This is a genomic window from Vogesella sp. LIG4, from assembly GCF_900090205.1.
Lineage (GTDB): Bacteria > Pseudomonadota > Gammaproteobacteria > Burkholderiales > Chromobacteriaceae > Vogesella.
Map to the genome: position 1 here is coordinate 3,652,437 of NZ_LT607802.1, position 21,009 is coordinate 3,673,445.

Consider the following 21,009-nt stretch of genomic DNA (forward strand, 5'->3'; position numbering starts at 1 on the left):
TCACGCCCTCACGCCTGTTCATGGTTCAAAGCCGCGCGCCACATCATTGGCTGTAGACATACAGCGCTCGCGCATCATTCCTGATCTGCTGATCCATCTCTTCAAGATCGCTGTCCTTGAAGTCCTTCAGGCCCTCGTCCTTGTCTTCCAGGAACATGACAAACCGGTCGGTAAAGTACTCGTGCTCCAGTACCGACTTCGATTTCGCCAGCAGTTTTGCCTTCCACACGGTTTGCGGCACCGGCGTGGTGAACAGGCTGGGGTCCAGCACATACGGCACCAGCTCATTGCCCTTTTTCACCAGGAGGGTGATGCCCACATAGTAGCGAAAGCCGGCCACACGGCTTTTTCCCGATCGCTCACGACTGTCGCCAAGCTTTTGTGCCGGGTCCAGATAGATCTTGCCCTCCACAAAATCCTTGGCTGCAAATACGCCTAAATCATCCAGCACCAGGGCCATTTTTTCGGCCCGATACTGTGACTCACCATATGTCCAGCCAAACGGGATATCACCCCTGTCCACGATGCGCTGAAACAGCATATTGGCCATGGTTTCGGAAACGGCACCTACCTGTACTTCCTTGTTCGCTCCCGGGAACTTCCAGCTGCTTGTCGAGGATTTTTCAACGCTGTCTACGGAAAAATCTCCGATATATTTATTTTTGGCCAAAGTCCCATGAATACCCCGCCCATCTTTTTCGCCTAACGCACCCATCTTCAGGAAGATCTGATCATGAGCAAACTGCAAGGCAAGATGCGACGGGTCCAGTCTGTCTTCCTGCGCATTTGCCGGCACATACCGCCCATAAGCGTAATCGGTACTTCCATATGGCGCCGCATCAATATAGGCGGAAAGCATGCAATCGGGCTTGATATCCACGGACCAGCGGCCCACCACTTTGTCCTTGCCACTGGCAGCGTCTTGCGGCGCCGCAAAAAATGACCCGCCATACAAGCCGGCAACATTGGCGCAGAGGTTCTCCGCCAGCGCACTCCCGCTCAGCAGCGCGGCCAGCAGCGCCAGACATAACTTCATGCTTTGCTTTTTCATCCAGTCTCCCTGATTCCGGTATCGGCACCGGCCATGCGGCCAACTCTGGCGCAGTCCGATCTTATGGAAAGCACGGAATCAGGTCGATGGCAGCGCGGCTTGCCGCGGCAGAAACAGCCAGCCGGGCACAGGGTTAGCCACGCTTTCTGGCCGGCTCCAGCCGTGTATCGCAATATTGTCGTTCTTCCTGTGCCAGATCACCTTCGAGCGCCAGGCAGGCACCCCCCGGACGCTAGGCCACGAGCGACTGGGCGCTGCTGGATAATGGCTGCGCGGCAGCTGCAGCTGCCGCGCTTCCTCACTTACTTCAGGCTGCCACGCAGGAACTGCTGCAGGCGCTCGCTGGCCGGCTGCTGGAACAGGCGCTGCGGCGGCCCCTGCTCCTCGATGCGTCCCTGGTGCAGGAAGATGACGTGGTTGGACACCTCGCGGGCAAAGCCCATCTCGTGCGTCACCACGATCATGGTGCGCCCCTCCTCCGCCAGCGCCTGCATCACCTTCAGCACTTCGCCCACCAGCTCCGGGTCCAGCGCCGAAGTGGGCTCGTCGAACAGCATCACCTCCGGCTCCATTGCCAGCGCACGGGCAATGGCCACCCGCTGCTGCTGGCCGCCGGACAGCTGCGACGGGTACTTGGCCTCCACCCCCGCGTTCAGCCCTACCTTGGCCAGGTATTTGCGGGCGCGCTGCAGCGCCTCTTCCTTGCTGACGCCCAGCACCGACACCGGCGCCTGGATGATGTTTTCCAGCACAGTCATGTGCGACCACAGGTTGAAGTGCTGGAACACCATGGCCAGCCGGCTGCGCATGGCGGCCAGCTCGCGATGCTGCCGGTTGTCCAGCCGCCCGTTGGCCGGAGCGTGCAGCACCTGGCTGCCCAGCGTGATGCTGCCGGCGCAGGGCGTTTCCAGAAAGTTGATACAGCGCAGGAAGGTGCTCTTGCCGGAGCCGGACGAGCCGATGATGCTGATCACATCGCCTTGCCGGGCCTTGAGCGAGATACCCTTGAGCACCTCGTGCTGGCCGAATTTCTTGTGGATGTCGTCCACGATCAGTGTGTACATATAGTTGTCTCCTAGCCGGGGTCAGCGGCTGCCGGTATGCAGGAAGGCCAGCCAGCGGCGCTCCATCTGCCGGAACAGCCAGACGATGAAGAACGATACGGCGGCATAGATCAGCGCCGCGGTGCCGAATGCCTCGAAGGAGGCATAGGTGGCCGAATTGACGTCGCGCGCCACTTTCAGCAGCTCCGGCACCGTGGCGGTAAAGGCGATGGGCGTGGCATGCAGGATGAGGATCACCTCGTTGCTGTAGTTGGGCAGCGCACGACGCAGCGCCGAGGGCAGGATGATCTTGCGGTACATCGCCCCGCGCGACATGCCGAAGGACTCGGCCGCTTCGATCTCGCCGTGCGGAATGCCACGGATGGCGCCGGCCAGTATCTCGGTGGTGTAGGCACTGGTATTCAGCACAAAGGCCAGCAGCGCGCAGTTGAAGCCGTCCTGGAAGAACTGGTTCAGGCCGGGCTGCTGCTGCACCAGCTGCAGGCTGTATACGCCGGAGTAGAGAATCAGCAGCTGGATGTACAGCGGCGTACCGCGAAAGAAATAGGTGTACAGGTAGACCGGCAGCCGGTAGCAGCGCCTGGCGGACACGCGGGCGATGGCCAGCAGCACCGACAGCGGAAAGCCGATGGCGATGGTGGCCAGCAGCAGCAGCAGGGTCATGCCGAGGCCGGACAGGCGATGGCCATCGGTCCACAGATAGGCCAGCCAGTACTGTTGCAGAATCTCGATCACAGCCGGCTCTCCTTCACACCCAGGTTGTAGCGGCGCTCCAGCCGGTGCAGCAGCACGCTGGATACGGTGGTGATGGCCAGGTAGATGAAGGCGGCCAGGAAGCAGAACTCGAACATCGCCATGGTGCTGCGCCCGGCATCCTGGGTGACCTTGACGATGTCGGCCAGACCGATGATGGACACCAGGGCCGAGGCTTTGATCAGCACCTGCCAGTTGTTGCCAAGGCCGGGCAGCGCAAAGCGCATCATCTGCGGAAACAGCACGCGGCGGAACAGCAGCACCCGGTCCATGCCGTAGGCCACCGCCGCCTCAAGTTGGCCGCGCGGCACCGCCAGAAAGGCGGAGCGGAAGGTTTCGGTGAAGTAGGCGCCGTAGATGAAGCCGATGGTGACAATGCCGGCGGTGAAGGGGTCGATGTCGATCTGCCGCAGCCCCAGCGCATCGGTAAGCTGGTTCAGCGCGATCTGCAGGCTGTAGAACAGCAGCAGCATCAACACCAGGTCCGGCACGCTGCGGATCAGCGTGGAATAGCCCTGCGCCAGCCGGCGCAGCAGTGGCTGCGGCGACAGCTTGCACAGCGCGCCCGCCAGGCCGAACACCACGGCCAGCAACAGCGACAGCAGCGACAGCTTCACCGTCATCCAGGTGCCGGCGATGATCTGGGCCTCATAGCCATAGAAAAGCATCGGTGCTCCTTTCGAAAAAAACCGCCATTGGCGAGAGCGGCCAATGGCGGAAAGCAACTGAACCCCATGCGACTGGGAGTTGGGCTCAGTTGTTGTAGATGTCGAACGAGAAGTACTTGGCAGCCAGCTTCTGGTAGGTGCCGTCCTGCAGCATGGCGGCCAGCGCCTTGTTGATCTGCAGGCGCAGCGCCTCGTCTTCCTTGCGCAGACCGATGCCGGTGCCGATGCCGAAGATTTCCGGGTCTTTCAGCGTGCCGCCGGCAAACTCGAAATTGGCGCCCTTGCTGCCCTTCAGCAGGCCGTACTCGGCTTCCACCGCGTCCTGCAGGCTGGCCTGGATGCGGCCGGAGGTCAGATCCTGGTACACCTGCTCCTGGTTCTGGTACGACACCACCATCACCCCGGCCGACTCCCAGCGCTTCTTGGCAAAGCTCTCCTGCACCGTGCCCTGCTGCACGCCAACGCGCAGGCCCTTCAGCGCTTCCACGCTCGGCTGCAGCTTGCTGCCCTTGCGCGCCACCATGCGGGTGGGCGAGTTATAGGTGCGGTCGCTGAAGGCAATCTGCTTCTTGCGCGCTTCGGTGATGTTCATCGACGCCAGGATGGCGTCGAACTTGCGCGCCTTCAGCGCCGGGATCAGGCCGTCGAAGTCGTTTTCCACCCACACACACTTGGCCTGCAGGCGCTTGCAGATCTCGTTGCCCAGGTCCACGTCGAAGCCGGCCACACCGGTGGCGGTCTTGAATTCGAACGGTGCGTAGGCGGGGCTGGTGCCGAACTTCAGCACATCGCCCGTTGCGGCCAACGTCACCGCAGACAGGCAACCGAGCGAAAGGGCAAACAGGGCTTTCTTCATTTCTCGTTTCTCCTTGCTATACCGGTCTGGCTGACCGGCTTATCTTTTTTCCGGCAGGAAGTTCTCGGCCACCATGCAGCGCGCGCCGCCGCCGCCCAGGTTCTCGATGGTGTCCAGCGGTGCGTGCGCCACGCGGCCGTTGGCCTGCAACTGCGCCTGCTGCGCCGGGGTGAAGCTGTGCCAGGCGCGGCTGGACATGGCGAACACCGCCTTGCCGTCGGCGTCGGCCAGCTCGATGACGTTGCCGCAGAAGCTTTCCATCTGCCGGTAGTCGATATCGATGATTTCCTTGCCCGCCTGCCGCAGGCTGCTGCACAGCACCTCGCGCTGGGCCGCATCGCGGATGGACTCCAGGCACACCACCGCCAGGCGGCTGCCCACCGCCATCATCACGTTGGTGTGGTAGATGGCCGTGCCGTGGCGATCGACGGCATCGAACAGCACCGCCCGGTAGCCCAGCTGCGCCAGCAGCGCTTCCAGCACCGCCGGGTGGCTGCGCGAGGACAGGCAGACATAGGCAACGCGCGCCGGGTGGTCGAACACGATGGAGCCGGTGCCTTCCAGGAACTGCTGCTGCGCCTCGAAATGGCTCAGATCCACCACCGATTCGATGTGGAAATCCTGGCGCAGGCGCTGCAACGTGCTGTCACGGCGCTCGCGACGGCGGTTGGGCGCTTCCATCGGGTACAGGAACACCCGGCCATCGGCGTGCATGCTGATCCAGTTGTTGGGGAAGATGGAGTCCGGGGTATCGCCCGGCTGCAGGTCATCGATCACCAGCACCTGCACCCCGGCGGCGCGCAGCGCCACCACGTAACCATCGAACTCGGCACTGGCCGCGCTCTGCGCGCACGCCGGCCGCTGCTCCGGCTTCTGGAAACGGTTGGAATCACTGGTTTCCGGGTTGGAAAAGAAATTCACCGGACGAACCATCACGATATTGCGGGTAGTCTGTTTCATGCTGCGCTCCCCTCGCCCGCTCAGGCCAGCAAGGCAAAAAGATTCTTCGGGTTTTCCGGGTGCGGAATCAAATCGATGTCCTGACCGATATTCAGATCCGTCGCTTTATCCAGCACATAACGCAGCGCCGAGAAATCCTCCAGTGCAAAACCCACCGAATCAAATACCGTAATATCGCCATCATTTTCCCGGCCGGGTTTCTGGCCATTCAATACCTGCCAGAATTCGGTTACCGGGAAATCCGCCGGCATTTGCTGAATGTCGCCTTCAATGCGCGTCTGCGGCTCGAACTCCACGAACACCCGCGCCATGCGCAAGATGCCGGCGTGCAGCTCGGTCTTGCCCGGGCAGTCGCCGCCCACCGCGTTGATATGCACGCCGGGGCGCACCATGTCGGGGGTGAGGATGGTGGCGTAGTTCTTGTCGGCGGTGACGGTGGTGATGATGTCGGCCTCGCGGCAGGCTTCCTGGCTGCTGGCACAGGCGGTGAGACTCACGCCGGCCAGGCCTTCCAGGTTCTGCTGCAGCTTGCGGGTGGCGGCGGCATCAATGTCGTAGAGGTAGAACTGCGAGATGCCCAGCAGGCGGTTGAAGGCCAGGATCTGGAACTCGCTTTGCGCGCCGTTGCCGATGATGGCCATGCTGCGGCTGTCCGGGCGCGCCAGTACGCTGGCGAACAGCGCGGAGGTGGCGGCGGTGCGTAGCGCGGTGGTAATGGTCAGCTCGCTCAGCAGCAGCGGGCTACCGGTGGACACTTCCGCCAGCGCGCCAAAAGCCATCACGGTAAGCAGATTGTCGCGGGTGTTTTTCGGGTGGCCATTCACGTATTTGAAGCCGTAATATTGCTCGTCCGAGGTGGGCATCAATTCGATTACGCCGTCGCTGGAGTGATTGGCAACACGGGCGCATTTCTCGAAACTTTCCCAGCGGCGATAATCGGATTCGATATAATCGGCCAGCTCGCCAATAAAATTGGCAATGCCGACCCGGTTGACGATACTGCGAATATCACGGGTGTCGATATAACGTGTCATGGCTGCGGCCTTTCGGGAAAACGGTGTCGTGTGTGGTGTTTTTCTGGACGCTATTTTCCCGAGCGCAGCTGCCAATTTGAAGTTTCATAATTGCGCAATTTTTAATATCGGCTTTACAAATTGCCAAGGCAATCCAACAATATGTCAATGAACGATACCGACCGACAACTGCTGGCCCTGCTGCGCGACAACGCGCGCATGTCCGTTACCGAGCTGGCGCAGAAACTGCGCGTCTCGCGCGCCACGGTGCAGAACCGCATCGACAAGCTGGAACAAAGCGGGGTGATCATCGGCTACACCGTGCGGCTGAAGCCGGAGGCGGAGGAACACCGCATCCGTGCCTGGATGGGCATCGCGGTGGAAGGCAACAAGGCGCCGGCGGTGCTGCAGGCGCTGCGCGGCGAGCCCAACGTCTATGCGCTGCACTCCACCAACGGCCGCTGGGACATCGTCACCGAGCTGCGCGCCGATACGCTGGAACAGTTCGACCGGGTGCTGGGACGCATCCGGCTGATACCCGGCATCGCCGCCACCGAGACCAGCATCCTGCTGTCCACGCACAAGGTCTGAGCGGGAGGTAGCTGACGCGCAAAGCGGCCCTGCCCCCTTATGCGCGGGCGCCGGGGCAAGTGTGCCCGCTGCCGCTGGCGGGCGTTTCCGGGCAAAGAGCGATGGTCAGACCGGCCACCCTCTGCTGGCCAGCCGGTCGGCGCAGCGACAATTTGCCAACCAGGCAGCGCGTAATGACACAACAAACGGCGGGCTGCTTCACTCATGAAGCAGCCCGCCGTTTGGCCATGTATTTGCTATGCCCTAGTTGGCCGCATGCAGCGCCGGATAGTCGGTAAAGCCACGCTCGCTGCCGCCAAAGAAGGTATTGCGGTCCGCCTCGTTGAGCGGTGCATTGGCCTGCAGGCGGGCCACAAAATCCGGGTTGGCAAGAATCATCTGGCCGTAGGCTTCCAGATCGGCCAGATCGGCAGCCACGTCATCCCCGATCTGCTCGCGCGGCCGCCCCGGGCGATTCAGGATCAGGCTTTGCTGCCAGAGCCGGCGAATATCCTGCAGCAGCTCGTCATCCCCCAGGTGCATCAGGTGCAGGTAGGCCAGGCCCAGCTTATCGAGTTCGGCTACCAGGTAGCGGTACAGCGCGGGGCCTTCTGCGCCTTCGTCTATGCCCCACAGTGTCGAGCCTGGCGACAGGCGGATGGCGGTGCGGTCGGCGCCGATTTCCTCCGCAATGGCCTGTGCGATCTCGATGGCGAAGCGCGCCCGGTTCTCGATGGAACCGCCATATTCGTCGCTGCGCGTGTTGGCGCTCGGCGCAAGGAACTGCTGGATCAGGTAGGCGTTGGCACCATGGATTTCCACCCCGTCGGCACCGGCTTCCACGGCACGGCGGGCGGCAAGGCGGAAGTCCTGCACGGTCTGGCGTACTTCCCCGGTAGTCAGGGCGCGCGGCAGCGGAATCTCCTGCATGCCTGCCAGGGTGAACATCTGGGTACCGGGGGCGATGGCCGAAGGCGCAACGCCCGGGCGGTGATGCGGAGTATTGTCCGGGTGGGACATGCGGCCGGCGTGCATCAGCTGGATGAAGATGCGACCGCCCTTGTCGTGCACCGCAGCGGTAATTTTCTGCCAGCCGGCAACATGGGCATCGGTATAGATACCGGGCGTCGTGAGGTAGCCCTGGCCATCGTCAGACGGCTGGGTGCCCTCGGTGACGATCAGGCCGACTCCGGCGCGCTGGGCATAGTACTGTGCGGCCAACTCGCCCGGGGTGCCGTCGAATGCGGCACGGCTGCGCGTCATCGGCGCCATCACCAGGCGGTTCTGCAGGGTGTGACGACCAACGGTGATCGGGGTGAATACTTGTTTCATGGTGGTAATCCTTTGCAATGGAGTGCCGGGCGGATTGGCTGCCTGCCATCCCTGCCCTGAATGCCGCTGCGTGCCAGCATTGCCCCGGCGTGGCGCTGGGCTGCCTGCCATGCGGCGTGGTCGAGCCGGGCAAAGGCCGGATGGCCTGCCTCGTTTTCCGATAGGGCAATCATCGCCCCGTTTTAAAACGGGATAAATATGGTATTTTGGAAATTATTGATCCAAAAATGGAGCAATCGAGTGGAGCTGCTCAATGACATGGCGCTGTTCGTCGAAGTGGTGAAAGCCAAGGGTTTTCGTGGTGCGGCAGAAGCCGTCGGCGTGCCCAACTCGACGCTGTCACGCCGCATCAGCGCGCTGGAAAAGGCCATCGGGCTGCGCCTGCTGCACCGGACCACCCGCAAGGTGGAGCTGACCGAGGCAGGCCAGATTTACTACCAGCGCTGCCGGCGCATCGTCGATGAGGCAAGACTGGCCCATGAGCAGCTGGGGGAAATGCTGGCGCAGCCCACCGGGGTGCTGCGGGCGTCGTTGCCGGTGGATTTCTCGGTAACCTACCTGGCGCCGCTGATTGCCGAATTCGCCAATCGCTACCCGGGCCTGACCTTCGATTTCGACCTGACACCACGCCGCTCGGACCTGGTCAGCGAGCCATTCGATGTTGCCATCCGCATGGGGGCGCCGGAAAACTCGCAGCTCATTGCCCGCCATCTCGCATCCTTGCAGGCCCGGCTGTACGCCTCGCCCGGCTATCTGCAACGCGCCGGCGAGCCGCAGACCCCCGCCGAGCTGGCCGGGCATGAATGCCTGAGCATGCTGAAATCCGGCGCCGCCAACTGGGTGCTGAACAAGGGGAGCGAGACGGCACAGGTGGCGGTAAGCGGGCGCTTCACGCTCAACAACGTCGGCATGATCCGGCGCCTGGCCACCCTGGACATGGGCATCATGCTGATGCCGGAAGAAATTGCGGCCGACGATGTGGCCACCGGCAAGCTGCGCCGCATCCTGCCAGAGTGGCATGGCGCCCCGCTCCCGGTTTATGCCATCACCGAAACCCGTCTGATACCGGCAAAAACCCAGCGTTTCATCGAGTTTCTGCGCGAGCGGCTGGGGCAGCGCGGATAAAGCGGGGCAGCCGTGGCCATGTCGCCAGGCAAGGGGGATGGCATGAGCAAACCGGCTCTGGGGTGATGCGCCAGCAAGTCACCATCAGCCGGAGTTCCCCGCCCCGCAGCACGGCCCTGCCTGTTAGCCACCTGCCTGAACATGGCGGGCAAAGCTGTCCAGGATCGCCTGCCAGCCGGCACGTTGCTGCTCTTCGGAATGCGTGGGCTCACTGTCGAAAGTCACCGTCACCGTGACGCCCGCCGCACCTGGCACAAACTCCACCACCGCGCCACGCTCGCCAAAGCTGTATTCCAGCAGCGCTTCCGGCACCACCCTGGTGTACTCGCCGGCGAAATCGAAGCCGAACGAGCCGTCCTTGGCCTCCATGCGCGAAGAAAACTTGCCGCCTACGCGCAGATCCACCGTGGCCGCGGTGGTATGCCAGTCCGGCGACGCGGCATTCCAGGCCTTGATGTCATCCGGCGTGGTATAGGCCCGCCAGACTTCTGCGATGGGCGCGGCAACAACGGTGGAAACGGTGATCTTCATGGCGGCTCCGTAGTGAATGGAAATACAACCCTGCAAGCCTAGCCTATTGGCATGCGTCCCGACAGCCGAAGGCGGTAAGTAAATTCAGATAATGCCGATTTACGATATAAAATCGCCATCAAATTTACTGTTCGCCACCCCACCTCACGCATGAAAAAGCTGTTCACTGCCCTCCCCCTGACACTTGCCCTCGCCTACGCTCTTAGCCAGCATCTCAGCCCGGCCAGCACCACCGCATCGCCTGCCGCCGACGCCGGCGGCACGGTCGCTACCCGTTTCCGTGACTGCAGCACCCTGTTCTACCAGCAACAACCACCGCAGATTCCCGAGTCGGTGCAGGCCGACGGGGTGCGCGAACTGTGCTTTGCCGATTTCGCCGTACTCCACAGCAGCAGCACCCGCAGCCCGGTGTTTGCGGCAGAGAAGCTTTCGGCGCACAGCCTGGGCGATGCCGCGGATGAAAAGCGTACCGACCGCTTTTATGAAGAAGCCCGCTTGCCCGGCGCCGAGCGCGGGCGGTTGGCAGATTACCGTGGCAGCGGCTACGACCGGGGGCATATGGCGGCAGCGGCGCAGCGCACCACGCCGGAAGCCATGGCACAGAGCTTCAGCCTGGCCAATATGGTGCCGCAGGCGGCGGAGAATAACCGCGGAGTGTGGGCACGCGCAGTCGAAGCGGCTACGCGCAAATACGTGAAGCGCGCCAGTGGCGAGGTATACGTGATCACCGGGCCGTATTACGACCCGCAAATCGCCCCCCACTACACCGGCCACGTGCGGGTGCCGGATGCGCTGTACAAACTGGTCTTCGACCCCACGGCCGGTAAATCCTGGGTGTACTGGACGGCCAACGCCAATGTCAGCAAGCCGGATCGGCTGAGCTATGCCGAGCTGGTCAAGCGCACCGGCATTCACTACTTTCCGGCCATGCCTTAAGCGGGATTCACCGCCTGGGCCATGCTCCGCTTGCACACGCGGCAGGCCCAGGCGGCATTCCCATTCCGTCAGCGTCTACTCCAGCCCGGCGCTACGCCCCAGGCCTGGAAGCAATCAAGATCGACCTGGCAGCTACACGGTCTGCATCTGCGGGGCACGGCTGCGCAGCCCCACCAGCAGCGCCAGCACGATCAGCAGTACCGCCACGGCAAAGGTAATGTGCATGCCGCTGCCCGTGGCCTGTGGCTGGCTGGCAGTCAAGGCAACCGCCTTGCTGGCCATGGCGAATACTGCTCCCATGGCGGCAGTACCGGTAATCAGGCCCAGATTGCGTGACAGGTTGAGCAGGCCGGACACGAGGCCGCGCTGTTCGGCGGCAACACCAGCCATGACCTGGGTGTTGTTGGCGGCCTGGAACAATGCATAACCGGCAGTGGTGATCATGATGGCCAGTACATAGCCCGGCACGCCGGACGTGACGGGCTGCAGCGCCAGCCCGCTGCTGCCGGCCAGCATCAGCAGCAAGCCAGACAGCGTCATGGGGCGCGCGCCAAAGCGGTCCACCAGGTGGCCGGCCGGCACGCCGCTGCATGCGGCCACCAGCGGGCCGGCCGACATCACCAGCCCCAGCTGGGTGGTGGATAGCCCCAGCGCGTGCGTCAGATAGAACGGGCCTACTACCAGGGTGGCCATCACCACCGAAGTCACCAGTGCGCTCATCACCAGCGCGGCAACCAGTAGAGGCCTGGCCAGCAGCGACAATTTGATCAGCGGCGCGCTAGCGCGCTGCTGGCTGATGACAAACAGCGCGGCGGCAAGCAGCGCCAGCCCCAGCAAAACGTTATTGCGCAGCCCCCAGTCGCCACGGCCCAGCGTCATGGCCAGCGCATACGCGCCCAGGGTGATGCTCAGCAGTGCAGTGCCGACATAGTCGTAGCCGCTGCGTGCCGCCCGCCGTGGCGTGGCAGGTGCCGGCAGATGGCGTTGCAGCAGGCAAAAAACCGCCAGACCCAGCAGAACGTTGGCCGCAAATATCGCCTGCCAGCCCAGGCTGCCGATCAGCAACCCGCCCAGCGATGGCCCCATTGCCGTACCGATAGCCGAGGCAGTACCTAGCAGGCCCATGGCACGGCCGGTTCTTTCCCTGGGCACGATATCGGCAACATAGGCCATGCTCAACGCCATCATCAGCGCCGCGCCAAGCCCCTGCATGGCTCGGGCGGCTATCAGCAGCGGCAGCGACGGGTAGCTGCACAGCAGCGACGCCAGGGTAAACAGCCCCACCCCGCCCAGCAGCAGCGGGCGGCGGCCGAACATGTCCCCCAGCCGGCCAGCGCTGACGATCAGGGTGGTAATGGCCAGTAGGTAGGACAGCACCACCCATTGCACCTGCTGGAACGAGGCAGAGAACACGGTTATCAGGGTAGGCAGTGCCACATTGGCGATGCTGGTGCCCAGCGACGACAGCAACATGGTCAGCGACAGGCTCAGCAGGGCGCGGCGCTCGCCGGCGCTGGACGCTGGTACGGGGTTATCGGGGGTATGCATTCCTTGGCTCCTGAAGTGGATATCCAGCAGCTTATGCCCGGTGATAGCATGGCGGAAGACGCATTGTTTGCACTTAATACATGCATGAAACGCAACGATCAGCACAGGCTGCTGGAGGGCGCATGAACACACCGGATCTGAACCTGCTGCTGACGCTGGACATATTGCTGAGCGAAGGCAGCGTCGCCCGGGCGGCACGCCGCCTGGGCCTGAGCCCGTCGGCAATGAGCCGCGCACTGCAGCGGCTACGCGACTGCACCGGCGACCCGCTGCTGGTACGTTCCGGTCGCAACCTGGTGCCCACGCCACGGGCGGAGGAATTGCGCGAACAGGTGGGCGGGCTGGTGCAGCAGGCGTTGCAGCTACTCAGCCCCAGCCCGGCGCTCGACCCGGCCAGGGTGGATCGCACCTTCACCCTGCTGTGCAGTGACGGCTTTGTCGAAAACTTCGGACCCAGCCTGCTGACGCGCATCGGCCGCGAGGCGCCCGGCATCCGCCTGAGCTTCCTGCCCAAGACCCGGCGCGACAGCAGCTACCTGCGCGATGGCAGTGTCGACCTGGAAACAGGAGTGATCGGTAAAGGCACGGCGCAGGAGCTGCATGCCCGCGCGCTGTTCCGCGACCATTTCGTAGCCGTGGTGCGCCAGGGGCACCCGCTGCTGGCGGGCGACATCACGCTGGCGCGCTATGCCGGCTGCGGGCATGTGGCCGACTCGCGGCACGGCATTGGCAGCGACCCGATAGACGTGGCGCTGGGTGCCTTGAACATGCAGCGCCAGATAGTGACTTCGGTGGCCGGATTTGCCGCCGCGCTGGCCCTGGCGCGCCATACCGAACTGGTGGCCACCGTGCCGGAGCGGCATACCCGCTACCTGCGCACCGACATGGCCACGTTCCCGCTGCCGGTAGCGGTGGCGGAAATCACACTGTCCATGCTGTGGCACCCCCGGCTCGATGCCGACCCTGCCCACCAGTGGCTACGCAACGTGGTGCGCGAAGTCTGCATGGAATAAGCTTCGCTCGCCGCACAGGCAGAGCCCGCCAGGCGTGGCGCTGCGGTAATCTATTGCCATGCGAAAACTTCCCCCACTCAGCGCACTGCGGGCCTTCGAGGCCGCCGCCCGTCACGGGCACTTCGGCAAAGCGGCAGACGAGCTGTGCGTCACCCACAGCGCCATCAGCCACCAGGTACGCTCGCTGGAAGCCGCGCTGGGCGCCGAGCTGTTCGAAAAACGCGGCCGCATGCAGCACCTCACCGATGCCGGCCTGCGCCTGCTGCATTCGGTACAGCAGGCACTGGACATCATGGCGGAGGCCTGCGGCAATGCGGCGCGGCCGGGCATGAGTGGCGCGCTGAAGATTTCCGCGCCGGCGGAACTGGCGCACCGCTTCTTTCCGCGGCTGATCGGCGAGTTTGCCCAGCGCCACCCCGGCATTACCCTACACCTGCTGGTGCACGACAGCGATTCACGCGAGATCAACCCGGCCGCCGACATCACCATCCTGTACGCCATGGGTGATACCGACTGGACGCGCTACTGGGTGGTACCGTTCCAGGCCATCGACTTCTTCCCGGTATGCCACCCCTCGCTGATAGAAGGCGAAGGCGGCCTGCGCACCCCGGCGGACCTGGCCCGCTTCTGCCTGCTGCACGACGATACCGACGGCAAGACCTGGGCCACCTGGCTGGGCACCTTTGCCGCCAGCCAGCCGGCCCCGGCGCGCAATATCCACTTTGCCCATTCCGGCCTGGCCATCGAAGCCGCGCTGCAGAAAACCGGCGTCTGCCTGGCCGATGTGCTCACCGCCGGCGAGGAGCTGAAAAGCGGGCGGCTGATCCGCCCGTTCCGCGGCGCGGTGCCCTCGCCCGGCAACTACTACCTGGTGGCGGAGCGGCGCAAACGCGACGATGGCCGCCTGGCCAGCTTCATGGGTTTTGCCAGCCTTACCCCGTACTTATGTGAAATTGATTCACCGAACTAAGAAATTTCATCATTAGTCCGCGAGAAAAATTCAAAATACGATGAGTCCATGAATACCGGCAGCCCGCCGGTGTCGCCAGCTACCCTTCAGGAGCGCATTCATGGCACGTACGCTGACTTCCCTTCCCCGTGACGATGGCTTTCGCTGCCCCGGCGAATTCGAACCCAAGGCCGGCTGCTGGCTGGGTTGGCCGCAACGCCCGGACGTATGGCGCAACGGCGGCAAGCCGGCGCAAAAAGTGTGGGTGGACATCTGCACCGCCATTGCCGAGAGCGACCCGGTAACCGTGTGCGTATCGGCGGAACAGTACGCCAATGCGCGCAGCATGCTGCCGGCGCATGTGCGGGTACTGGAAATGACGGTCAACGATTCCTGGTTCCGCGATACCGGCCCGGCCTGGCTGCTGAACGCACAAGGCGAGGTGCGCGGCGTGGACTTCCACTTCAACGCCTACGGCGGCTTCAACGGCGGCATTTACTTCCCGTGGGACAAGGACGACCAGATCGCGCAGAAGATTCTGGAAGCCGAGCGCGCCGACCGCTACCGCGCGCCGTTCATTGCCGAAATGGGCGGCATCCAGTGCGATGGTGAAGGCACGGTGCTGACCACCGAGCAGTGCCTGCTCAACGCCAACCGCAACGCTCACCTGGGCAAGGAAGAAATGACCCGGCAGCTGCTCGACTACCTGGGCGCCAGCAAGGTGATCTGGCTGCCGCGCGGCTGCAAATTCGACGAAACCGACGGCCATATCGACGACCTGGCCTGCTTCGTGCGCCCGGGCGAAGTGGTGATGCAGTGGAGCGACGACCCCAGCGACCCGCAGTATGAAATCTACCAGGAAGCCTACGCCATCCTGGCCGCCACTACCGACGCGCAGGGGCGCAGCCTGAAGATCCACAAGATGCATGCGCCCGCCCCGCTGGTATGGAGCGCGGAAGAAGCCGCCGGGCTGGACCACGGCGATGCCGCCATGGCACGGGTGGCCGGCACCCGCATCTGCGCCTCCTACATCAACTACTACGTCGGCAACAGCGTGGTGGTGGTGCCGGAATTCGGCGACCCCAACGACCTGCCGGCGCAGCAGCTGCTGGCCGACCTGTTCCCGCAGCATCGCGTGATCGGCATTGCCAACACGCGGGAGATCCTGCTGGGCGGCGGCAATATCGCCTGCATCACCTCGCCGCAATACGCCGCGCAGCACCGCTGAGCGCATGGCAGCCGTCGTCATCGGCATTGCCAGCTGCTGCTGGACGCTGGAACGGCAGCAGCACCACCTGGTGGGCGAAGAGTGCATTGCCGCCGTCAGCGCCATGGGCGCGGTGCCGGTGCTGCTGCCGGCCCTGGCCGCGCAGCAGCCGGCAGCCATGCTGCTGTCCGCCATCGACGGCCTGCTGCTGCCGGGCAGCCTGTCCAATATCGACCCGCGGCAGTATGGCGCGCCGGCCGTGCCGGGCGACTTTGCCGACCCGGCGCGCGATGCCACCAACCTGCCGCTGATACGCGCCGCGGTGGCGGCGGGCGTGCCGCTGTTCGGCATCTGCCGCGGCCTGCAGGAAATCAACGTGGCCTTCGGCGGCACGCTGACGCGGGCGGTGCAGGACGAGCCCGGCCGGCTCGACCACCGCGAGCCCGCGGGCGAGCGTGAAGCGCTGTACCAGCCGGCGCACGATATCCGGCTGGTGCCGGGCGGGCTGCTGCATGGCTGGTATGGCGAGCCGGTGGCGCGGGTCAACTCGCTGCATCAGCAAGGCATTGCCCGCCTGGCACCGGCACTGCGCGCCGAAGCGCATGCGCCGGATGGCCTGATCGAGGCCGTGCGGGTGGAAGGCGCCGCCGCCTTCGCCCTGGGGGTGCAGTGGCACCCGGAATGGCGGCCGCAGGAAAACCGCCTGTCGCAAACCCTGTTTTCGGCTTTTCGGGACAGCTGCCTGCTGCGCCGGCAGCTGCGCGCAAAAAACGCAGCGCCTGCCGGCCGGTGAGGCGCCCGCTACAAGGAGAAATGCCATGCTTCCCCGTTGCAGAATCATCACGCTGTGCTGCCTGTCCGCCTGGAGCTGTGCCGCGCTGGCGGCTACGCCACAGCAGCTCAATGTCTACAACTGGTCCGACTACATCGGCGACCAGACCGTGGCGCACTTCGAGCAGGCCACCGGCATCAAGGTGAAGTATGACGTCTACGACAGCAACGACACCCTGCAGGCCAAGCTGCTCACCGGCAAGGCTGGCTACGACATCGTGGTGCCTTCGGCCAACTTCCTGGGCCGCCAGATCGATGCCGGCATCTACCGCAAGCTGGATAAGTCCCGTCTGCCCAACCTCGTCAACCTCGACAAGAACATCATGCGCCTGGCGCAGGAGAACGACCCCGGCGGCAAGTACAGCGTACCGTGGGCCTGGGTCACCATAGGCATGGGCGTGAACCTGGACAAGGTGAAGAGCCGGCTGGGCAGCGAGGCGCCGCTCAACAGCTGGGAGCTGCTGTTCGACCCCGCCCGCCTGGCGGCGCTGAAAGGCTGCGGCGTGTCCGTGCTGGACGAGCCGTCCGACGTGCTGCCGGCGGTGCTGCACTACCTGCACCGCGACCCGGCCAGCACCAACCCGGCGGACTACCAGGCCGCCTTCGAGGTGCTGAAGAAAATCCGGCCGTATATCACCCAGTTCAATTCGTCCGGCTATATCAACGACCTGGCCAATGGCGACATCTGCCTGGCACTGGGCTACTCCGGCGATGTGAATATCGCCAAGCACCGGGCACTGGAAGCGCACAAGAGCTACCGCGTGGAATACATCATCCCCAAGAGCGGCGCGCCGGTAGGCTTCGACATGATGGCCATCCCGCGCGATGCGGCCAACCCCGAGGCGGCGCTGGCCTGGATCAACTTCATCCAGGATCCGGCGATCAACGCCGAAATCACCAACAAGGTCTACTACCCGACGGCAAACCTGGCGGCGCGCAAATACGTGAAGCCGGAGCTGGCCAACGACCCCAGCATCTACCCGTCGGAAGCGGTGATGAAAACCCTGTTCCCGCTCAAGCCATTGCCGCCGGACGTGATGCGGCTGGAACACCGGCTGTGGACGCAGCTGAAAACGGGTATCTGAATGAAAAAGGCGGGATGTGCCGTGGCACATCCCGCCCGCTTTACTCACCGGCTGCAGCCGGCAGCAACTGTTACCAGGGTTAGCCTCAAGGCAGCGGCTCAGTGCCCGGAAGTCCTGGAAAACACCTGCAGCACCACCACCCCGCTCACGATCAGGCCGATGCCGAGATAAGCCGGGCCGTCCAGCACCTGCTTGTATAGGAACTGCCCCACCAGCGCCACCGCCACAATGCCCACGCCGCACCAGATGGCATACACCACGCCCACCGGCAGGCTTTTCATGATCTGCGGCAGCAGATAGAACGAGGTCACATAGCCCAGCACCACCAGCACGCTGGGCAGCAGGCGGGTGAAGCCGCTGCTGGCCTTCAGGCTGCTGGTAGCTACCACCTCGGCCACAATGGCAATGGCAAGCATCAGATAATTGTTCATCAGTCACCCTCCTCTTTCTGGCACATCGAAAAACGCCCGCTTTCGTTGCGATACTGCGTTGCTCACGAAAAACTCCTCCTGACATATCAACCATATGCGGCGTCGGAGTTTTTCATTCGCGCCTTGTCTCGCTTGGAAATCGGGGCTTTTCGAGGCGCCCTTTCATATCCGGCCCGGGCTGGCGCTAAACGCCGGCAGGCAAATCAGGCGCCATCATATATCTGGAATTCCGGCACATTAAAGATAGAATCAATCTGAAATACAGATAGATGAAGAGACCCCCCGGATGAAATGGACCCTGGACCAGCTCGCCACCTTTGTTGCAGCCGCAGAAGCGGCCTCGTTTTCTGCCGCGGCGCGCAAGCTCGGCCGCGCCCAGTCGGCGGTCAGCACCGCCATTGCCATGCTGGAGGCGAGCCTGGACACCGAACTGTTCGACCGCAGCGGCCGCACCCCGAGCCTGACCGAGGCGGGGCGCGCGCTGCTGGATGAAGCCCGCGAACTGATGCGGCAGTGCCGCCATTTCGACAACCGTGCGCTGGCGCTGGCCACCAAGCTGCCGGGCCAGCTCACTCTGGCACTGGACGAAGGCTTGCCCTACCCCGCGGAACTGGCGCTGGTGCAGGCACTGGACCAGGCTTTTCCGCACCTGGAGTTAACGCTGTTTCACGGCTCCGCCGCCAATATCGCCGAATGGCTGCTGGCGGGGAAAGCCGATGTCGGGCTGGCATTCCGCCGCCTGCCGCCCGACGCGGCGCTGGTATCGCAGCCGGTGGGCGCGGTGCCGCGCGTGCTGGTGGTAGGCAGCGAACATGCGCTGGTGCACGAGCCCGGTATCTGCCGGCAGACCCTGGCACGCCACCGCCAGCTGCTGGTCACCCCGCGCTTTGCCCATGACGATGCCGACGAGCGCATCAGCCCGCAGCTGTGGCGCGCCGACAGCCTGTACGTGATTGCCGAGCAGGCCGCCATGGGGCTGGGCTGGGCGGTGCTGCCGCTCAACATCGCGCGCTACCCCACCCAGAACGGCCGGCTGGTGGAGATCCATGCCCAGGACCTGGTATTCGCCGCGCTGGAGGTTCACCTGTACTGGCGTGCCGGCCAGGAGGAAGCCAGCATGCTGCAATGGCTGCGCCGCTATCTGGCCAATGCGGTGTTCGCGCGCGACGTCGGCCGCCCGCCCACCGCGTAAAGGCTATGCTGACACATGCCTGCAGCAATGCCGCGGTAGCGTGGAGGCCATTTACCGGGAGGTCATATGAGAAAGCTGGTCGCCACGTTGGCCGCATGCGCATGCGCCCTGGGCTATGCCCAGGCAGCGCCGCGTCCGCACAATGTCATTCTGTTCGTTGCCGACGGGCTGCGCCCGGGCATGGTCGATGCCCACACCGCCCCCACCATGGCGGCGCTGCTGGAGAGCGGCGTGCGTTTCAGCAATACCCATTCGCTGTTTCCCACCTTCACCACCGCCAACGCTTCCGCCCTGGCCACCGGGCATATGCTTGGCGATACCGGCGACTTCAGCAACACCATCTACACCGGCTTTCCGGTGCCCGGCGCCGGCGACAGCCTGACGCCGTTCCTGGAAAGCGACCCGGTGCTGGGCGATGTCGACGAGCACTTCTCCGGCGACTACCTCAACGAGGAAACCGTGCTGGCGGCCGCGCGCAAGGCTGGCATCTCCACCGCCTCGATCGGCAAGCTGGGGCCGTCGCTGATTCTCGACCACACCGAGCGCAGCGGCCGGCAAACCGTGATCGTCGATGACATGACCGGCCGCAGGGGCGGCATCGCCCTTGACGATGAAATCCGGCAGAAGCTGGCCGAGGCCGGCCTGCCGCTGGAGGCGCCCGGCCGCGGCGCCAACGGCCAGGCGGGCAACAGCCACCAACCCGGCACCCTGAGCGCCAACGTGGCGCAGCAGGCCTACTTCATGGACGTGACCTCCCGCGTGGTGCTGCCACTGTTCAAGGCACGGCAGAAGCCGTTCGCACTGGTGTTCTGGTCCCGCGACCCGGACGGCACCCAGCACAACCAGGGCGACAGCCTTGGGCGCTTGCTGCCGGGCATCAACGGCCCGACCTCGCTGGCCGCCATCAGGAACGCCGACAACAACCTGGCCAGCCTGCTTGCCACGCTGAGAAAACTCGGCCTGGAGCAGGACACCGACGTCATCCTCACCTCCGACCACGGCTTTTCCACCATCAGCAAGGAAAGCGCCAGCAGCTGGTCCGCCAGCAGCAGCTACCCGGACACCGTGCCGGGCCAGCTGCCGCCCGGCTTTCTCGCCGTGGACCTGGCGCATGCGCTGGCGCTGCCGCTGCATGACCCGGACGCCAAATCCGTGTTGCTGAAAGACGGCGAACACCCGTCGCGCGGCAACGGCCTGCTCGGCTCTGATGCGGCCCACCCGGATGTCGTCGTGGCCGCCAACGGTGGTTCCGACCTGGTTTACCTGCCCGCCGGCGACCGGCAACTGGCCCGCCGCGTGGTGGCAACGTTGGCCGCACAGGACTACGTAAGCGGCCTGTTCGTGGATGATGCGCTGGGGCAGATTCCCGGCACCCTGCCGCTGTCCGCCATTGCGCTGAAAGGCTCGGCCATCACCCCGCTGCCGGCCATCGTCGTCAACTTCCGCTCCTTTGCCACCGGCTGCGCCGACCCCAGCAGCTGCGGGGTGGAGATTGCCGACACCGGGCTGCAGCAGGGGCAAGGCATGCACGGCAGCTTCTCGCGTGCCGATACCCGCAACATCATGGGCGCCATCGGCCCCGACTTCCGCCAGCACTTCACCGACCGCGAGCCGGCCAGCAATGCCGACCTCGGCAAGACCATGGCGGCACTGCTGCAGCTGCATATTCCCCAGAAGGGCAAGCTGGTGGGACGCGTGCTGACCGAAGCCCGCCCGGCCGGCGCCAGCCACCCGGTCAAGCACAGCATCGTGAAGTCGCAGCCTGACGCCGACGGCCACGTGACGGTGGTCAGCACGCAAACCGTTGGCAACACCCGCTACTTCGATAGCGCGGGCTACCCCGGCAGAACGCTGGGCCTGCCTGCGGATAGCGCGGCGCAGTAAGCCGCCACGC

21 protein-coding genes are annotated in these 21,009 nt (G+C 64.3%); 10 read left to right on the top strand and 11 right to left on the bottom strand.

Annotated elements, in window-relative coordinates:
• Positions 1-43: 43 nt before the first annotated feature.
• The 7 genes from PSELUDRAFT_RS16955 to PSELUDRAFT_RS16985 all read right to left on the bottom strand — a co-directional run bounded on the left by PSELUDRAFT_RS16955 (position 44) and on the right by PSELUDRAFT_RS16985 (position 6,386).
• Complete coding sequence (locus PSELUDRAFT_RS16955) at positions 44-1,051, bottom strand: protein-glutamine glutaminase family protein (protein WP_088967951.1); 1,008 nt, start codon at positions 1,049-1,051, stop codon at positions 44-46.
• A 302-nt stretch (positions 1,052-1,353) separates the two neighbouring features.
• A complete protein-coding gene (locus PSELUDRAFT_RS16960; RefSeq protein WP_088967952.1) occupies positions 1,354-2,115 on the bottom strand; it encodes an ABC transporter ATP-binding protein in 762 nt (253 codons plus the stop codon).
• 21 nt (positions 2,116-2,136) lie between these two features.
• Positions 2,137-2,850: a histidine ABC transporter permease HisM gene (hisM, locus tag PSELUDRAFT_RS16965; protein ID WP_088967953.1), complete on the bottom strand. Its 714-nt coding sequence runs from the start codon at positions 2,848-2,850 to the stop codon at positions 2,137-2,139.
• Positions 2,847-3,536: an ABC transporter permease gene (locus PSELUDRAFT_RS16970; protein ID WP_088967954.1), complete on the bottom strand. Its 690-nt coding sequence runs from the start codon at positions 3,534-3,536 to the stop codon at positions 2,847-2,849. Before PSELUDRAFT_RS16970 ends, hisM begins: the two co-directional genes overlap by 4 nt.
• Before the next feature lie 85 nt (positions 3,537-3,621).
• The gene (locus PSELUDRAFT_RS16975) at positions 3,622-4,392 is read right to left on the bottom strand and encodes an ABC transporter substrate-binding protein (protein WP_088967955.1); all 771 of its coding nucleotides are present in this window, start codon (positions 4,390-4,392) and stop codon (positions 3,622-3,624) included.
• 39 nt (positions 4,393-4,431) lie between these two features.
• Positions 4,432-5,352 (bottom strand): citrulline utilization hydrolase CtlX, encoded by a 921-nt coding sequence (ctlX, locus tag PSELUDRAFT_RS16980; RefSeq protein WP_088967956.1) that lies wholly within the window; start codon positions 5,350-5,352, stop codon positions 4,432-4,434.
• Between the two features lie 20 nt (positions 5,353-5,372).
• The gene (locus PSELUDRAFT_RS16985) at positions 5,373-6,386 is read right to left on the bottom strand and encodes an ornithine cyclodeaminase (protein ID WP_088967957.1); all 1,014 of its coding nucleotides are present in this window, start codon (positions 6,384-6,386) and stop codon (positions 5,373-5,375) included.
• A 147-nt stretch (positions 6,387-6,533) separates the two neighbouring features.
• Here PSELUDRAFT_RS16985 and PSELUDRAFT_RS16990 point away from each other — a divergent pair, with 147 nt between their 5' ends.
• Positions 6,534-6,956: an Lrp/AsnC family transcriptional regulator gene (locus tag PSELUDRAFT_RS16990; protein WP_088967958.1), complete on the top strand. Its 423-nt coding sequence runs from the start codon at positions 6,534-6,536 to the stop codon at positions 6,954-6,956.
• A gap of 243 nt (positions 6,957-7,199) precedes the next feature.
• On the opposite strand, the gene PSELUDRAFT_RS16995 is transcribed toward PSELUDRAFT_RS16990, so the two are convergent.
• On the bottom strand, positions 7,200-8,267 hold the full coding sequence (locus PSELUDRAFT_RS16995; protein ID WP_088967959.1) for an alkene reductase: 1,068 nt from the start codon (positions 8,265-8,267) through the stop codon (positions 7,200-7,202).
• A gap of 240 nt (positions 8,268-8,507) precedes the next feature.
• On the opposite strand from PSELUDRAFT_RS16995, the gene PSELUDRAFT_RS17000 reads away from it, so the two are divergent.
• Positions 8,508-9,392, top strand: coding sequence for a LysR family transcriptional regulator (locus PSELUDRAFT_RS17000; RefSeq protein ID WP_179947557.1), 885 nt, complete (start codon positions 8,508-8,510; stop codon positions 9,390-9,392).
• A 123-nt stretch (positions 9,393-9,515) separates the two neighbouring features.
• Here the strand turns inward: PSELUDRAFT_RS17000 and PSELUDRAFT_RS17005 are convergent, their stop codons facing one another.
• On the bottom strand, positions 9,516-9,923 hold the full coding sequence (locus PSELUDRAFT_RS17005) for an SRPBCC domain-containing protein (RefSeq protein ID WP_088967961.1): 408 nt from the start codon (positions 9,921-9,923) through the stop codon (positions 9,516-9,518).
• 150 nt (positions 9,924-10,073) lie between these two features.
• Between PSELUDRAFT_RS17005 and PSELUDRAFT_RS17010 the strand changes: the two genes are divergently transcribed.
• The gene (locus PSELUDRAFT_RS17010; protein WP_088967962.1) at positions 10,074-10,859 is read left to right on the top strand and encodes a DNA/RNA non-specific endonuclease; all 786 of its coding nucleotides are present in this window, start codon (positions 10,074-10,076) and stop codon (positions 10,857-10,859) included.
• A gap of 132 nt (positions 10,860-10,991) precedes the next feature.
• On the opposite strand, the gene PSELUDRAFT_RS17015 is transcribed toward PSELUDRAFT_RS17010, so the two are convergent.
• On the bottom strand, positions 10,992-12,407 hold the full coding sequence (locus PSELUDRAFT_RS17015) for an MFS transporter (RefSeq protein WP_197693899.1): 1,416 nt from the start codon (positions 12,405-12,407) through the stop codon (positions 10,992-10,994).
• 122 nt (positions 12,408-12,529) lie between these two features.
• Between PSELUDRAFT_RS17015 and PSELUDRAFT_RS17020 the strand changes: the two genes are divergently transcribed.
• The 5 genes from PSELUDRAFT_RS17020 to PSELUDRAFT_RS17040 all read left to right on the top strand — a co-directional run bounded on the left by PSELUDRAFT_RS17020 (position 12,530) and on the right by PSELUDRAFT_RS17040 (position 17,492).
• Positions 12,530-13,420, top strand: a complete 891-nt coding sequence (locus PSELUDRAFT_RS17020) for a LysR family transcriptional regulator (RefSeq protein WP_088967963.1) — start codon at positions 12,530-12,532, stop codon at positions 13,418-13,420.
• A gap of 58 nt (positions 13,421-13,478) precedes the next feature.
• Positions 13,479-14,390 carry a LysR substrate-binding domain-containing protein gene (locus PSELUDRAFT_RS17025; RefSeq protein ID WP_088967964.1) on the top strand — a complete coding sequence of 304 codons (912 nt, stop codon included), beginning with the start codon at positions 13,479-13,481 and terminating at the stop codon, positions 14,388-14,390.
• Positions 14,391-14,490: 100 nt separating this feature from the next.
• Entirely contained in the window at positions 14,491-15,597 is a 1,107-nt protein-coding gene (aguA, locus tag PSELUDRAFT_RS17030) for an agmatine deiminase (protein ID WP_088967965.1), read from the top strand.
• Between the two features lie 4 nt (positions 15,598-15,601).
• A complete protein-coding gene (locus tag PSELUDRAFT_RS17035) occupies positions 15,602-16,369 on the top strand; it encodes a gamma-glutamyl-gamma-aminobutyrate hydrolase family protein (protein ID WP_088967966.1) in 768 nt (255 codons plus the stop codon).
• A gap of 25 nt (positions 16,370-16,394) precedes the next feature.
• Positions 16,395-17,492 (top strand): polyamine ABC transporter substrate-binding protein, encoded by a 1,098-nt coding sequence (locus PSELUDRAFT_RS17040; RefSeq protein WP_088967967.1) that lies wholly within the window; start codon positions 16,395-16,397, stop codon positions 17,490-17,492.
• A gap of 98 nt (positions 17,493-17,590) precedes the next feature.
• On the opposite strand, the gene PSELUDRAFT_RS17045 is transcribed toward PSELUDRAFT_RS17040, so the two are convergent.
• Positions 17,591-17,923: a multidrug efflux SMR transporter gene (locus PSELUDRAFT_RS17045; RefSeq protein WP_088967968.1), complete on the bottom strand. Its 333-nt coding sequence runs from the start codon at positions 17,921-17,923 to the stop codon at positions 17,591-17,593.
• A gap of 286 nt (positions 17,924-18,209) precedes the next feature.
• Between PSELUDRAFT_RS17045 and PSELUDRAFT_RS17050 the strand changes: the two genes are divergently transcribed.
• On the top strand, positions 18,210-19,115 hold the full coding sequence (locus tag PSELUDRAFT_RS17050; RefSeq protein WP_088967969.1) for a LysR family transcriptional regulator: 906 nt from the start codon (positions 18,210-18,212) through the stop codon (positions 19,113-19,115).
• 66 nt (positions 19,116-19,181) lie between these two features.
• On the top strand, positions 19,182-20,999 hold the full coding sequence (locus tag PSELUDRAFT_RS17055) for an alkaline phosphatase family protein (protein ID WP_088967970.1): 1,818 nt from the start codon (positions 19,182-19,184) through the stop codon (positions 20,997-20,999).
• Positions 21,000-21,009: the final 10 nt, after the last annotated feature.